Genomic DNA, 13,333 nt, shown 5'->3' with positions numbered 1-13,333 from the left:
ATAGAGCATTCAGCGTGACAACGGCCACAAGCTGCTGATATCCAGCACTTCCAGCACCAGCTCAGGCTCGCGCAGAGTCAACCGCTGCAGCAGCTCTTCTGCGGCGCTCTCGGGCGTCCAGGCATCAGGCGCCGCCTGCACAGACGTCACCGGCGTTTTCAACGATTGCGGTGCCACTACGGTCAAGTCGATGCCCTTGCTTTGCAGCGCCTGACGTTCCTCGCGCAACCACTGAGGCATGTTGTTCCAGCCGGCCGTCACTTGCGTCGGCGCATACAGTTGCAGTGCCGAATAACGGTTGAAGATCGCCATCACCTGGGGCGAATAGCCCTTGGCCAGAAGCGCCAGCCCTTTAGTCAGACAATGCTCGCCTGCCAATTGATTGGTGTTGACGATCGCCTCGAACAGCTCGCTTTCCGCGACATCGTCAGCCACATAGTCGGTGGTGCCTGCGTTGATGATCAGGCTGTCGAGCGAGCCCCAGGCATGGCAAATCTGCAAGCAGGCTCCGGTTGCCTGGTCTTCGTCGTTCAATTGCCAAGGCAGCGGCAACAATCTGCTGCCATGTTGCGCGGCCAATGCATTCAACATCCCGCCGTCCTTGGCACTTGCGGCAACCCGGTGCCCTTGTTCGAGCAACCGCTCCACCAGGGCCAAACCCAGTCCATTGCTGGCCCCCGTAACCCAGAAACTGCGCGAGTTATTCAAGATACTGCCCTCTGGTCCTGCCGGCGTGGTAGGCCTTTGAAGGCTTCCAATGCGCGCTGGCGACTACTTCCGAGATCGACGATCGGACTGTGATAGGAATTATTAGCAAAAAGATCCGCGGACTTCACGGGCTGGTGAATAGTTTTATCATCCAGCCCCCGCAATTCCGGGAGCCAGTGGCGTATGAAGCTACCTTGCGGGTCGAAGCGTTGCGACTGCGAAACCGGGTTGAAGATGCGGAAATAGGGCACTGCGTCGGTACCGGTGGACGCGCTCCACTGCCATCCACCATTGTTGGCGGCCAGATCGCCGTCTATCAGATGACGCATGAAATGCCGTTCGCCCTTGCGCCAGTCGATCAGCAGGTTCTTGCTGAGGAACATGGCGACAATCATGCGCAGGCGGTTGTGCATCCAGCCGGTGTGCAGCAACTGGCGCATGGCCGCATCAATGATCGGGAAGCCAGTGCGGCCCTGTTCCCAGGCTTCAAGGTCTGCGGGGGCTTCGCGCCAGGGCAGGGCTTCGGTCTGGACGCGGAAAGCGCGGTGCCGCGAGACCTGTGGGTAACCCGTCAGGATGTGCTTGTAGAACTCGCGCCAGAGGAGTTCGTTGATCCAGGTCTGAATGCCGCTGCTGCCACTGTCGAACTCGCCGCGGTTGCTCGCCAGGGCGGCGTGCAGGCATTGCCGTGGCGAAATCACCCCAGCGGCCAGGTAAGCCGACAGCTGACTGGTGCCGGGTTTGGCGGGGAGGTCGCGCAGGTATTGGTAATCCTCGACGGTTTCGTCGAGAAAGCGGGTAAGCCGTGCCTGGGCTTCATCTTCTCCGGCCGGCCAATGCTCGCTGAGGGCACTCGGCGGTTTGTCGAAACCTTCGATGTGTTGCGGGATCGGATCGCTGTCGATATCCAGCGGCGCTTGGCGTTTTACCTGTGGCGCTTGTGATGGCAGGCTGCGGTGCAGGTGCTCCAGGCAGACCCTTTTGAACTGGCTGAAGACTTGGAAGTAGTCGCCGCTGCGAGTGAGGATGGTGCCGGGGCGGAACAACAGTTGGTCGAGGTAGCTGTGCGCCTGAATGCCGGAAGCTTCCAGCAGTGTGCGCGTGGCCTGGTCGCGGTTGTTCTCGTTGATGCCGTACTCATCGTTCCAGTGCACGGCTTCGATACGGTGCTGGCGGCATACCTTGAGCAGCGCAGCCGGGGCCTCGTCCCAGGTATCTATCTTGCGGATAAGCAGCGGGATATTGAGCTTCTCCAGCGACTGGCGCAGGTCGCGCAGGTTGCGTAGCCAGAAATCGACCTTGCACGCGGCATCATCGTGTTCCTGCCACTGGCCGGGGCTGGCCAGCCACAGGGCAACCGTCGGGCCGCGGGCGCAGGCGGCGCTCAGGGCTGTGTTGTCGTTGAGGCGCAGATCGCTGCGCAGCCAAATCAGTTGCATCGGGGGCTCATCTCTACAGGCGGGCGGCCATTGCCCTGGAGTGCGCGCAATGCCGCCTGTGGGGTGTCGAACAAAAAAAGCTCAGGCAGGCCGAAGGCTTGCAGTTGTGCTCGATGGAGGGCGACCGTGGCACCGCCCAGCAGCTTCGTTGCGGGTATCCCTTCGAGGGTGCGCAGCAAGGCCCGGCTGTCGATGCGCGGGCCAAGGTGCAACAGCAGTGCGCGGGGCGCAAGTGCGGTGACGGCGCGCTGCAGTTCGACACCGCTGACCGGTTGCTCCAGCACTTCAACGGGGATGCCGTTGCTGCACAGCAGCCAGGCACACAGCCACAGACTGGGGTCGAAAGCGTGCTCGCTGTCTGCAGCGATCAGTACGGCTGGCCCTTGCAGGAATTGATTGTCGTGGTAAACCCGCGCCCCGAGCTTGCTGCGCAACCAGGTATGGAAGAACACTTGCTCGAGCCGGGCATTGAAATAGGTGCGCCAGCGTTGCGCCAGGCTTTCCAGCAGCGGCAGCATCAGCTTTTCGCACAAGGTTATCGCCGGATACAGCGCCATGGCCTGGTTGAGCTGCTGGTCGAGGGCGCGCTGGGACAGGTTGGCGATAGCCTCTATCAACTGCTGTTGGCGCGTTTGCCAGTCACCTTGCGGGACAACGGCAGGGGGCTTGTCGAGCAGTTCGCGTACCTGCCCGACCGACGCGCCGCGCTCCAGCCAGGCCAATATCGCTTCGACCCGTTCGAGTTGATCGAGTGCGTAGAGGCGATGGCCTTTGGCGGTGCGTTGTGGCTTGAGCAGGCCGTAGCGCCGTTCCCAGGCACGCAATGTCACCGGATTCACGCCCGTGCGTCGCGCCAGTTCACCAATGGGCAGAAGCGTATCAGACGGCATTGCGCAGCCCCAGGCTGTCGGGGTGTGGCTGCAGGTAGGCCTGTTGCAGCAGGTACGGGTCGGGGTGTTTGCGCAGGTGGTGTTTGAGCAGGGTCAGCGGCACCACGAGCGGCACCTCGCCTTGCTGGTACTGATCGATGATGTGCTGCAGCTCGGCCTTGTCCTGAGGCGACAGTGCGTCTTTGAAATAGCCACTGAGGTGCTGCAGGACGTTGCCATGGGTGCCACGGCTGGCGCAGCGGCGCAGGGCCTGCATCAGCTGGCTGAAATAGCGTGGCCCGATTATCTGTGGGTCGTCATCCCGGCTCATGCTGCCGAGCAGGCGACCGAGCTGGCGATACGCCTGAGGGTTGTTGGCCATCAGCAGGTATTTGTAACGCGAGTGGAAGCGGACCAACGCACCACGGCTCAGCCCCTCGGCAAGCACATGCTGCCAGTCGGCATAGGCGTAGACGCGGCTGATGAAATTCTCGCGTAGTACCGGGTCGTGCAGGCGGCCTTCTTCTTCGACCGGAAGGTCCGGGCGACGCGCGCAGAATGCAGCGGCATAAGCGCCTGTACCGCCTTCGGCGGCAGGGTGACCGTTGTCCTGATACACCTTGACCCGCTCCAGTCCGCAGGAAGGCGACTTCTGCATGAAGATATAGCCGCAGATGCCATCGAGTTCAGCGGCCATCTGTTCGCCGTATTGGGTCAGCGGGCCGGTCAGGTCCAGGTCGGGATTGCGTGTGCCGACCACGGCAGGGTGCTGTGGGTCGCCGACCAGGCGAATCGGATCGCGCGGGACGCCAAGGCCAATGGCGACCTCAGGGCAGACCGGCAGCCAGTCGAAATGGGCTTCCAGTTGCTTGCGGCACAGATCGGATGCCTTGTGCCCGCCGTTGTAGCGCACATTGTGGCCGGTCAGGCAGGCGCTGATGGCGATGCTGGGCTTGTTGTGGGCGGATTGATCGGGCATGGCTGCCTCCGAATACTTGTACATTGAAGCGAGCGTGTACAAGCTTATTCCAGCACAGCCACAAAGTTATGCAAACTAGTATTTTTGTATAGCGTTGCCTTTGACGTTATTCGAGATGTTCCAGCAGCCGCCGCGCCGCCTCTTGACCACTGAGCCAGGCACCCTCGACGCGCCCCGACAGGCACCAGTCGCCACAGGCATACAGGCCTTGGTCGGCATCGGCCAGGGCGCCCCATTCATGATTGCCGGCGGGGCGTGCATACAACCAGCGGTGAGCCAGTGCGAAAGAGGGGGCCGGCACCACGCAGCCGACCAGTTCGGCGAATTCGCCCCACAATTGCTCGATCACGTCTTCCTTGACCAGGTCGATGTGATGCTTGCTCCAGTTGGAGGTGGCATGCAGTACCCAGGTGTCGAGGTGTTCGTCCCGGCCTGGTTTGCTGCGGTTGCGCGCCAGCCAGTCGAGTGGATTGTCCTGCACGAAGCAGCCCTGCATGGGCGTATCCAGCGCCGTCTCGAAGCCAAGGGCGACGGCCCAGGTGGGTTCCATGACCACACCTGCGGCCACGGCGGCGAGTTTCGGCGTGGCCGCGAGCAGCGGTGTGGCCTGTGGTGCCGGTACGGCGATCACCACGCGGCTGAACGGGCCGTGGCTGCAGCCTTCGGTGTCTTGCAGGTGCCAGAACTGCTTGCCTCGGAATACCTCGGCGATGCGGCAGCCGAAGTTCACCGTGACGTCCTTGAGCAGGCCGCGGGTGATGGCGCTCATGCGCGGCACGCCCACCCAGCGGGTCTGTTCGTCAGGGGAGGGGGTCAATTCGCCATCTCGGTAGTTGTACAGCTGCGGCTTCCACTGTGCGGCCCAGCCGGCGGCAACCCATTGCTGCACCTGCTCGACGAAACGCCGATCACGGGCCGTGAAGTACTGGGCGCCGAGATCAAGCGCACCAGCATCGCTGCGCTTGCTGGCCATGCGCCCGCCACTGCCGTGGCCTTTGTCGAACAAGTGAACGGCTTGCCCGGCCTTCTGCAGGGCCTGAGCGGCGGAAAGGCCGGCGATACCGGCACCGATGATGGCAATAGGTACTGTCATGATGGCCTCTTCGAACCTTGCTATTAAGCAGACTACGCTGTCAGGCAAACCTGTACAATGCACAATGTTTGTATAAGGTTATTCCGCATCTTAGGGCAGGTTGGCCTATGTTTATCCGAGAGCGTTGGGTTAAAAAAGTGCCTTGTTGTTAAAAATAGACCATCGCCGGACTCTGCGAGGATACAGCCATGCATATATTGCTGACGGGCGGCACTGGGTTGATCGGCCAGCACCTTTGCCAGTACTGGCTTGGCCAGGGTCATCGCCTGACCGTTTGGAGCCGGCGGCCCGATCAGGTGGCGCGTTTGTGCGGCAGCGGGGTGCGGGGGATTGCCCGGTTGGAAGATCTGGCTCAAGACGAAGCGGTAGATGCGGTGATCAACCTGGCCGGCGCGCCAATCGCTGACCGCCCCTGGACCGCTGGCCGGCGGCAACTGCTATGGGCCAGCCGCATTACCCTCACCGAGCAGTTGCTGGCCTGGTTGAGCAGCCGCGATCAGCGCCCCGAGGTGCTGGTGTCGGGGTCTGCCGTGGGTTGGTATGGCGATGGCGGTGAGCGCGAGCTGACAGAAGCTTCGCAGCCGGTGCGTGAGGATTTCGCCAGCCAGTTGTGCATCGCCTGGGAAGAAACCGCATTGCGTGCACAGGCGTTGGGCCTGCGTGTGGTGCTGGTGCGCACCGGGCTGGTACTGGCCAGTGATGGCGGCTTCCTGTCACGCCTGCGCCTGCCCTTCAAGCTTGGCCTGGGCGGCCCGCTGGGCAATGGCCGGCAGTGGATGCCCTGGGTCCATATAGACGACCAGGTCGCCCTGATTGATTTTCTCTTGCAGCACAAGGATGCCAGCGGTCCTTATAATGCCTGCGCCCCAGAGCCTGTGCGTAACCGCGAGTTCGCCAAGCGTCTGGGCCGGGCGCTGCACCGACCGGCGCTGCTGCCGGTGCCTGGGCTGTTGCTGAAGGCCGGCCTGGGTGAATTGTCGACACTGCTGCTGGGTGGCCAGCGGGCGCGCCCGGTGCGCTTGCTCGCTGCGGGTTTCACCTTCCGCTTCAACGATCTGCAATCGGCGCTGGACAACCTGTCCAGGCGCCTCTGACATAGGACGCTGCATGACCGATCACGCCCTGCTGCTGGTCAACCTGGGTTCCCCGGCCTCCACCTCGGTGACCGATGTACGCCGCTACCTCAACCAGTTCCTGATGGACCCCTACGTGATCGACCTGCCGTGGCCGGTACGGCGTTTGCTGGTGTCGCTGATTCTGGTCAAGCGCCCGGAGCAATCGGCGCACGCCTATGCCTCGATCTGGTGGGACGAAGGTTCACCTCTGGTGGTGCTGACGCGGCGCCTGCAGCAAGCGATGGTCGAGCATTGGCCCCATGGCCCGGTCGAAATCGCCATGCGCTATGGCCAGCCGGCACTGCCCGACGTGCTGGCACGCCTGGCCGCCCAGGGCGTACGCAAGGTCACGCTGGCGCCACTTTATCCACAGTTCGCCGACAGCACGGTGACCACCGTGGTGGAGCAAGCCAAACTGACCATCGCCGAGCGCGGCTTGCCGCTGGATTTGCGCGTGCTGCAACCGTTCTACGATCACCCGGACTACATCGATGCTCTGGCGGCCAGCGCCCAGCCGTATTTGCAGCAGGATTACGACCACTTGTTGCTGAGCTTCCATGGCCTGCCGGAGCGGCACCTGAAGAAGCTCGACCCCACTGGCAAGCATGATTTCCAGGCAGCGGACTGCTGCAAAGACGCCAGCGCCGAGATGCGCGCGGTGTGTTACCGCGGGCAGTGCCTGGCCACGGCCAAAGCGTTTGCTACGAAAATGGGCATTCCGGACGGCAAGTGGTCGGTGTCGTTCCAGTCGCGGTTGGGGCGGGCCAAATGGATCGAGCCCTATACCGAGACGCGCCTGGATGAGCTCGGCAAGGCGGGGGTGAAGAAGTTGCTGGTGATGTGCCCGGCGTTCGTCGCCGACTGCATCGAGACGTTGGAAGAGATCGGCGATCGTGGCAAGGAGCAGTTCATCGAGGCGGGCGGAGAAGAGCTGGTGCTGGTGCCGTGCCTGAATGATCACCCGGAGTGGGTGAGGGTGTTGGCGGGGATGTGTGAAAAGGTTTGAGCCTTAGGTTTACTGTTCCGGCCTCTTCGCGGGCGGTCCGACGTATCGGCAAGCCCGCTCCACAGAGGCCGGTTCAGGTTAAAGCTGGATCAAGGCAGTTGGTCATCCAGCTTCTTGTGTTTCCAGCCATCATTGCCCGGCAGAATCAGGTTCAGGGCAATGGCGACGATGGCGCACAGGGCGATGCCCTTCAGGCCCCAGTCGTCCGGACCGTCACCGCTGCCGATCAGCACGCCGCCGATACCGAACACCAGGGTCACCGAAACGATCACCAGGTTGCGGGCCTCGCTGAGGTCGATCTTGTGGCGGATCATGGTGTTCATGCCCACCGCCGCGATCGAGCCGAACAGCAGGCAGAGAATGCCGCCCATTACCGGCACCGGGATGCTCTGCAGCAGCGCGCCGAACTTGCCGATGAAGGCCAGGGTGATGGCGAAGATTGCCGCCCAGGTCATGATCTTCGGGTTGTAGTTCTTGGTCAGCATCACCGCGCCCGTCACTTCGGCATAGGTGGTGTTGGGCGGGCCGCCGAACAGGCCGGCTGCGGTGGTGGCCAGGCCGTCACCCAGCAGGGTGCGGTGCAGGCCAGGTTTTTTCAGGTAATCGCGACCGGTCACGCTGCCGACTGCGATCACCCCGCCGATGTGCTCGATCGCCGGTGCCAGGGCAACCGGGACGATGAACAGGATGGCTTGCCAGTTGAACGCGGGCGCAGTGAAGTTGGGGATCTCCAGCCACGGGGCGGCGGCAATCTTGGCGGTATCGACCACCCCAAACGCGAACGACAGTGCAAAACCCACCAGCACGCCAGAAATGATCGGCACCAGGCGGAAGATGCCTTTGCCGAATACGGCGACGATCAGGGTGGTGAGCAGCGCCGGCATGGAAATCAGCATGGCCGTCTTGTACGACATCAGCGCAGCGCCGTCACCGCCTTTGCCCATCGCCATGTTGGCGGCGATCGGCGCCATGGCCAGGCCGATGGAGATGATCACCGGGCCGATCACCACCGGTGGCAGCATGCGGTCGATGAAGCCGGTGCCCTTGATCTTCACCATCAGGCCCATGAAGGTGTACACGAAGCCTGCGGCCATCACGCCGCCCATGGTCTCCGCCAGGCCGAACTGGCCCTTGGCGAGGATGATGGGGGTGATGAAGGCAAAGCTCGACGCCAGGAACACCGGCACCTGACGGCCGGTGACCAGCTGGAACAGCAAAGTGCCGATGCCGGCGGTGAACAGCGCCACGTTCGGATCGAGGCCGGTAATCAGCGGCATCAGCACCAGCGCGCCGAATGCCACGAAGAGCATCTGCGCGCCCGAAACGACCTGGCGCCAGAGCGGGTCGTTGAAGCCGTCCTGCATGGTCAGGCGTCCTTCTGCTTGGTGCCGAAGATCTTGTCACCGGCATCGCCCAGGCCCGGCACGATGTAGCCGTGCTCGTTGAGACGCTGGTCGATCGAGGCGGTGTAGATCTTCACGTCCGGGTGGGCTTTTTCCACCACTTCGATGCCTTCAGGCGCGGCAACCAGGACCATCGCACGGATTTCCTTGCAGCCGGCCTTTTTCAGCAGGTCGATGGTGGCGACCATCGAGCCGCCAGTGGCCAGCATCGGGTCGATGATCAGGGCCAGGCGCTGGTTGATGTCCGGCGCGAGCTTTTCCAGGTAGGTGTGCGCTTCGAGGGTTTCCTCGTTGCGGGCGACGCCCACGGCGCTGACCTTGGCGCCCGGGATCAGGCTGAGCACGCCGTCGAGCATGCCGATACCGGCGCGCAGGATCGGCACCACGGTGATCTTCTTGCCGGCGATTTTTTCAACTTGTACCTTGCCACACCAGCCATCGATCTCGTAGGTTTCGAGTGGCAGGTCCTGGGTGGCTTCGTAGGTCAACAGCGCGCCGACTTCCTGGGCGAGTTCGCGAAAATTCTTGGTGCTGATGTCAGCACGGCGCATCAGGCCGAGCTTGTGGCGGATCAGCGGGTGGCGGATCTCACGAGTGGGCATAGGGGGGCTCCGAAAGGCGGGCAAAAAAACCGCGCTAGATTAATCTATTCAGCCTTTGCTGTCGTGCAGTCCTTTTGCACGTTAGTCCATAAATGCTTGATCTGTGACGAGCGGATGCGTACCTTTGCCCGCTTTTCCAAAATGCCCCCTGGAGAGCGCCATGTCCGCTGATCTCGAGCACATCCGTCAAGTCATGCGCGAGGCAGACTGCCTGTACAACGAAGCCGAAGTCGAAGCGGCCATTGCCAAGGTCGGCCAGCAGATCTGTCAGGATCTGCACGACAAGAACCCGGTGGTGTTCTGCGTGATGAACGGCGGACTGATCTTCGCCGGCAAACTGCTGACCCACCTGCAGTTCCCGCTGGAGGCCTCGTACCTGCACGCCACTCGCTACCGCAACCAGACCAGCGGCGGCGAACTGTTCTGGAAGGCCAAGCCGGAAGTGTCGTTCATCGACCGTGACGTGCTGATCGTCGACGACATCCTCGACGAGGGCCATACCCTCAGCGCCATCATCGAGTTCTGCAAACATGCCGGTGCCCGCTCGGTGCATACCGCCGTGCTGATCGACAAGGACCACGACCGCAAAGCCAGCCCGGACCTCAAGGCCAGCTATGTCGGCCTGCCCTGCATCGATCGCTACATCTTCGGTTACGGCATGGACTATAAAGGGTACTGGCGCAACGCGAACGGTATCTTCGCCGTCAAGGGACTTTGATCATGAGCCAGCCTGCTTTCATCGACCAATCGCTGTTTGCCGAGCTGGCGGAAAAAGCCGCTGGCTCCGCACGTGGGCGCCACCATCACAATTTCCATGCGATGGAAGACCCTTGTCACCGCCTGGCAGTGGGCTTGCAGCCTGAAACCTATATCGCACCGCACCGTCACCTGAGCGACGACAAGGCCGAGACCTTGTTGGCGCTCAAGGGCCGCCTGGGCATCTTGATGTTCGATGAGCAGGGGCGCGTGACCGGCAAGCGTGTTCTTGAAGCGGGGGGTGACTGTCTTGGCGTCGACCTGCCGCCGGGCATCTATCACTCCCTGGTCGTGCTGGAGGCAGACAGCATTCTGTTCGAGTGCAAGGCGGGGCCCTACCGGCCGCTGGCCGAGGGCGAACATGCGCATTGGGCGCCGCGCGAAGGCGAAGCGGGTGTCGCCGAGTACCAGGCCTGGATGCTCGCACAGTTCGATTGATAGCTGCGCCAGTTGCTCATGCTAGAGTGCTCCTTCATGCCAAGGAGCCTCACATGCGTGCGATTTTCCCTCTGCTGCTGGCAGTCAGCCTGCCGCTCGCCGCAGCACCGCTGCACAGCCAGTTTCTCCCGCCCGATGACCAGGCACTGCGCCAGGAAGCGCCGACTGCTCAGCAACTGTTGCAGGTCACCGATTATTCGGTGGTGGTTGCGGCCCAGCGCCAGTCCGACCAACAGCCGATCCCGATTACCCGCGCTTTGCAGGTGCGCCTCAAAGGCAAGCCGCTGAGTAAAGGTGCGACCGTCGCCCAGGTGCTGCTCACTTTCGACGGCGAAGCTGGCAAGAGCCTGAAGAAACCGCTGTACGACGACAAGACCCGTATCCTGAGCCTGAATTACCCGGTCAGTGATTACCGCGTGGTGATGGACCTGCTGCGCAACGAGACGGTCTATGTACAGTTTTTGACCTACGCCAACGGCCACATCTGGGCCGACCTGCACACCGGGACGGTACGTACGCGTTGAGGCGCGCCGGCTGTGAAGGGTAAACTGCCGGCCTTCGAAATCCCGTGATGGTCCAGTTGGAGCCGGCAATGCGTAAAGACAAGAAGCAGGTGATTGGTGACGAAATCAGCGACGACTACATCAAGACGTTCCTCCAGTTCGAGCCGGCCGATGGTGTGACCTCGCCGTCGCTGCACAAGCTGGTCAAGGCCTACCGCGGCCTGCGCGTGGACGACTTCGAGCGCTTTGTCGGCTTCTTCGTCGAGGCGGGCTATGACCTCGATGGCAAGGATGAGCACGGCAAGACCTTCGTCGAGCAAATCGCCGACCAGCGCACGGCCCCGGAGTACATCGAGATCATCGATAACGCCCGCGGCTGACGTTCAGCAGGCACAAAAAAACGCCCCGAGGGGCGTTTTTTCGTTTCAGCCGGTTCAGGCGTAATGCTTGGCCGGGCTGTCTTCCACCAGCTCCAATGCCGCATCGTTGTCGGCACTGATCTTGTGGTACAGGGCTGCGTCGGTGGCCAGGGTCTTCTCGCGGGCCGGGAAGATTTCCTTGAGCTTGGCGGCCCAGGCACCCTTGGCTTGCTCAGGGAAGCAGCGTTCGATCAACTCGAGCATGATCGACACGGTCACCGAAGCGCCCGGCGAGGCGCCTAGCAGTGCAGCCAGGCTGCCGTCCTGGGCCGAGACCAGCTCGGTGCCGAACTGTAGGATGCCGCCTTTCTTCGGGTCTTTCTTGATGATCTGCACGCGCTGACCTGCCACTTCCAGGCGCCAGTCTTCGGCTTTGGCCTGCGGGTAGAAGCGGCGCAGTGCTTCGAGGCGCTGTTCCATCGACTGCATCACTTCGCTGACCAGGTACTTGGTCAGGTCCATGTTGTCGCGGGCCACGGCCAGCATCGGGCCGATGTTGCCCATGCGCACCGACAGCGGCAGGTCCATCAACGAGCCATGCTTGAGGAACTTCGTGGTGAAGCCGGCGTACGGGCCGAACAGCAGCGAGGTCTTGCCGTCCACCACACGGGTGTCGAGGTGCGGTACCGACATCGGCGGTGCGCCGACGGCGGCCTGGCTGTAGACCTTGGCCTGGTGCTGCTTGACGATTTCCGGGTTGTCGCAACGCAGCCACTGGCCGCTCACCGGGAACCCGCCAAAGCCTTTGCTTTCCGGGATGCCGGACACCTGCAGCAGCGGCAGGGCCGCGCCGCCGGCGCCGAGGAAGACGAAACGGGCGTCGACTTCACGGCTACCGCCGCTGTTGACGTCCTTGATGCTGACGGTCCAGCCAGTGCCGTTACGGCGCAGGCCGACGACTTTCTTGCTGTACTTGACCTGCGCGTCCGGCGAATCGCCCAACAGCTTGAGCAGCTTGTTGGTCAAGGCGCCGAAGTTGACGTCGGTGCCTTTGCTCACTCGGGTGGCGGCGATCTGCTGGTCGGCTGGGCGGCCAGGCATCATCAGCGGCATCCAGTCGTTCATCACCGCCTTGTCTTCGGTGTATTCCATCTCGGCGAAGGCGTGGTGCTGCTTGAGCAGCTCGAAACGCTTTTTGAGGAAGGAAACACCCTTTTCACCTTCGACATAGCTCAGGTGTGGGACAGGGTTGATGAAAGCACGGGCCGAGCCGAAATTGCTCTTCTTGCACAGGTACGCCCAGAACTGGCGCGAAACCTCGAACTGGGTGTTGATGTGCACGGCCTTCTTGATGTCGATGCTGCCATCGGCGGCCTGGGGCGTGTAGTTCAGCTCGCACAGGCCGGCGTGGCCGGTGCCTGCGTTGTTCCAGGGGTTGGAGCTTTCCGCGGCCCCGGAGTCCATCGCCTCGACGACCTCCAGCTTGAGGGTCGGGTCGAGCTCCTTGAGCAGTACGGCCAGGGTGGCACTCATGATGCCCGCGCCTACCAGTACTACATCAACCGATTCGTTCTGCGCCATTTAACGCGTCTCCACAATCTACAGCTACCTAATTGACAGCATGAGAATCCTGGGGTGCCAGGATCGCCATGTCCGACTCTTCGCAGTTCTTGCCACTTCCGCGGACACCGCCAATCAGTCTTCGGGTTGCGATATTGAACCCCGATTGCCCTGGGTGCGGCAATTCGACTTATGGTCAAGGTGTCGTGCGTGCGCTATGGAACGACCTCAGATGCTCATGGAAACTGAGCGCTTTAGCCGCCTGTTCAGGGCTGTTCGGGACACATCTGCCGCTTTTGCACATGCCAGACTGTTCATTTGCTCGCCACACTCTTGTGAAGTAGTGAAAACCGTTTTTTCACGCTCTTTTGGAGACGTGAACCTCAAAAGGGGACTGCGCGATGGCAACCCGCAGGTTCATGCAGTGCGAAGGGCCGGAAAAGCAGGCACGACAGCCGATGCAAGACCTGAGTGGAAGGCTCTCTGTGGGCGAAGCGGTGAAG

General features: G+C 62.2%; 14 protein-coding genes. 6 read left to right on the top strand and 8 right to left on the bottom strand.

Annotated elements, in window-relative coordinates; genetic code table 11:
* Positions 1–9: 9 nt before the first annotated feature.
* From ACIQUF_RS10725 to ACIQUF_RS10705, 5 genes are all read right to left on the bottom strand, one after another.
* Positions 10–708 (bottom strand): SDR family oxidoreductase, encoded by a 699-nt coding sequence (locus ACIQUF_RS10725; protein ID WP_403131242.1) that lies wholly within the window; start codon positions 706–708, stop codon positions 10–12.
* Positions 705–2,147 carry a deoxyribodipyrimidine photo-lyase gene (phrB, locus tag ACIQUF_RS10720; RefSeq protein WP_403131240.1) on the bottom strand — a complete coding sequence of 481 codons (1,443 nt, stop codon included), beginning with the start codon at positions 2,145–2,147 and terminating at the stop codon, positions 705–707. Before phrB ends, ACIQUF_RS10725 begins: the two co-directional genes overlap by 4 nt.
* Complete coding sequence (locus ACIQUF_RS10715) at positions 2,138–3,037, bottom strand: MerR family transcriptional regulator (protein ID WP_403131238.1); 900 nt, start codon at positions 3,035–3,037, stop codon at positions 2,138–2,140. The genes phrB and ACIQUF_RS10715 overlap by 10 nt, the downstream gene beginning before the upstream one ends.
* Entirely contained in the window at positions 3,027–3,995 is a 969-nt protein-coding gene (locus ACIQUF_RS10710) for a YbgA family protein (RefSeq protein WP_403131236.1), read from the bottom strand. The genes ACIQUF_RS10715 and ACIQUF_RS10710 overlap by 11 nt, the downstream gene beginning before the upstream one ends.
* Positions 3,996–4,101: 106 nt before the next feature.
* Complete coding sequence (locus ACIQUF_RS10705) at positions 4,102–5,088, bottom strand: NAD(P)/FAD-dependent oxidoreductase (protein WP_403131234.1); 987 nt, start codon at positions 5,086–5,088, stop codon at positions 4,102–4,104.
* Between the two features lie 188 nt (positions 5,089–5,276).
* On the opposite strand from ACIQUF_RS10705, the gene ACIQUF_RS10700 reads away from it, so the two are divergent.
* Both ACIQUF_RS10700 and hemH read left to right on the top strand, forming a co-directional pair.
* Positions 5,277–6,182 carry a TIGR01777 family oxidoreductase gene (locus tag ACIQUF_RS10700; protein ID WP_403131232.1) on the top strand — a complete coding sequence of 302 codons (906 nt, stop codon included), beginning with the start codon at positions 5,277–5,279 and terminating at the stop codon, positions 6,180–6,182.
* A 13-nt stretch (positions 6,183–6,195) separates the two neighbouring features.
* Positions 6,196–7,209, top strand: a complete 1,014-nt coding sequence (gene hemH, locus ACIQUF_RS10695; protein ID WP_403131230.1) for a ferrochelatase — start codon at positions 6,196–6,198, stop codon at positions 7,207–7,209.
* Between the two features lie 89 nt (positions 7,210–7,298).
* Here the strand turns inward: hemH and ACIQUF_RS10690 are convergent, their stop codons facing one another.
* Positions 7,299–8,573, bottom strand: a complete 1,275-nt coding sequence (locus ACIQUF_RS10690) for a uracil-xanthine permease family protein (protein WP_403131228.1) — start codon at positions 8,571–8,573, stop codon at positions 7,299–7,301.
* Between the two features lie 2 nt (positions 8,574–8,575).
* A complete protein-coding gene (upp, locus tag ACIQUF_RS10685) occupies positions 8,576–9,214 on the bottom strand; it encodes a uracil phosphoribosyltransferase (protein WP_110994785.1) in 639 nt (212 codons plus the stop codon).
* Positions 9,215–9,374: 160 nt separating this feature from the next.
* Between upp and ACIQUF_RS10680 the strand changes: the two genes are divergently transcribed.
* The 4 genes from ACIQUF_RS10680 (at position 9,375) to ACIQUF_RS10665 (ending at position 11,291) form a co-directional block, all read left to right on the top strand.
* Complete coding sequence (locus ACIQUF_RS10680) at positions 9,375–9,932, top strand: hypoxanthine-guanine phosphoribosyltransferase (protein WP_400797790.1); 558 nt, start codon at positions 9,375–9,377, stop codon at positions 9,930–9,932.
* 2 nt (positions 9,933–9,934) lie between these two features.
* The gene (locus tag ACIQUF_RS10675) at positions 9,935–10,408 is read left to right on the top strand and encodes a WbuC family cupin fold metalloprotein (protein WP_403131226.1); all 474 of its coding nucleotides are present in this window, start codon (positions 9,935–9,937) and stop codon (positions 10,406–10,408) included.
* A gap of 53 nt (positions 10,409–10,461) precedes the next feature.
* A complete protein-coding gene (locus tag ACIQUF_RS10670) occupies positions 10,462–10,932 on the top strand; it encodes a hypothetical protein (protein WP_403131222.1) in 471 nt (156 codons plus the stop codon).
* A gap of 68 nt (positions 10,933–11,000) precedes the next feature.
* Entirely contained in the window at positions 11,001–11,291 is a 291-nt protein-coding gene (locus ACIQUF_RS10665; RefSeq protein WP_403131220.1) for a PA4642 family protein, read from the top strand.
* Between the two features lie 54 nt (positions 11,292–11,345).
* Here the strand turns inward: ACIQUF_RS10665 and mqo are convergent, their stop codons facing one another.
* Positions 11,346–12,851: a malate dehydrogenase (quinone) gene (mqo, locus tag ACIQUF_RS10660; RefSeq protein WP_403131218.1), complete on the bottom strand. Its 1,506-nt coding sequence runs from the start codon at positions 12,849–12,851 to the stop codon at positions 11,346–11,348.
* Between the last annotated feature and the right edge of the window lie 482 nt (positions 12,852–13,333).

The organism is Pseudomonas sp. NPDC090233, from assembly GCF_044772285.1.
In the GTDB taxonomy this organism is placed as follows: domain Bacteria; phylum Pseudomonadota; class Gammaproteobacteria; order Pseudomonadales; family Pseudomonadaceae; genus Aquipseudomonas.
The sequence above is the reverse complement of the archived record's forward strand: the minus strand, read 5'-3'. Positions and strand labels throughout refer to the sequence as shown.

Bases quoted from the DNA above. Each gene is read 5' to 3' on its own strand.
- ACIQUF_RS10700 (WP_403131232.1), top strand. From the start codon at position 5,277: ATGCATATATTGCTGACGGGCGGCACTGGGTTGATCGGCCAGCACCTT.
- ACIQUF_RS10710 (WP_403131236.1), bottom strand. From the start codon at position 3,995: ATGCCCGATCAATCCGCCCACAACAAGCCCAGCATCGCCATCAGCGCC.
- ACIQUF_RS10665 (WP_403131220.1), top strand. From the start codon at position 11,001: ATGCGTAAAGACAAGAAGCAGGTGATTGGTGACGAAATCAGCGACGAC.
- hemH (WP_403131230.1), top strand. From the start codon at position 6,196: ATGACCGATCACGCCCTGCTGCTGGTCAACCTGGGTTCCCCGGCCTCC.
- ACIQUF_RS10680 (WP_400797790.1), top strand. From the start codon at position 9,375: ATGTCCGCTGATCTCGAGCACATCCGTCAAGTCATGCGCGAGGCAGAC.
- ACIQUF_RS10715 (WP_403131238.1), bottom strand. From the start codon at position 3,037: ATGCCGTCTGATACGCTTCTGCCCATTGGTGAACTGGCGCGACGCACG.
- phrB (WP_403131240.1), bottom strand. From the start codon at position 2,147: ATGCAACTGATTTGGCTGCGCAGCGATCTGCGCCTCAACGACAACACA.
- ACIQUF_RS10705 (WP_403131234.1), bottom strand. From the start codon at position 5,088: ATGACAGTACCTATTGCCATCATCGGTGCCGGTATCGCCGGCCTTTCC.
- ACIQUF_RS10670 (WP_403131222.1), top strand. From the start codon at position 10,462: ATGCGTGCGATTTTCCCTCTGCTGCTGGCAGTCAGCCTGCCGCTCGCC.
- ACIQUF_RS10675 (WP_403131226.1), top strand. From the start codon at position 9,935: ATGAGCCAGCCTGCTTTCATCGACCAATCGCTGTTTGCCGAGCTGGCG.
- upp (WP_110994785.1), bottom strand. From the start codon at position 9,214: ATGCCCACTCGTGAGATCCGCCACCCGCTGATCCGCCACAAGCTCGGC.
- mqo (WP_403131218.1), bottom strand. From the start codon at position 12,851: ATGGCGCAGAACGAATCGGTTGATGTAGTACTGGTAGGCGCGGGCATC.
- ACIQUF_RS10690 (WP_403131228.1), bottom strand. From the start codon at position 8,573: ATGCAGGACGGCTTCAACGACCCGCTCTGGCGCCAGGTCGTTTCGGGC.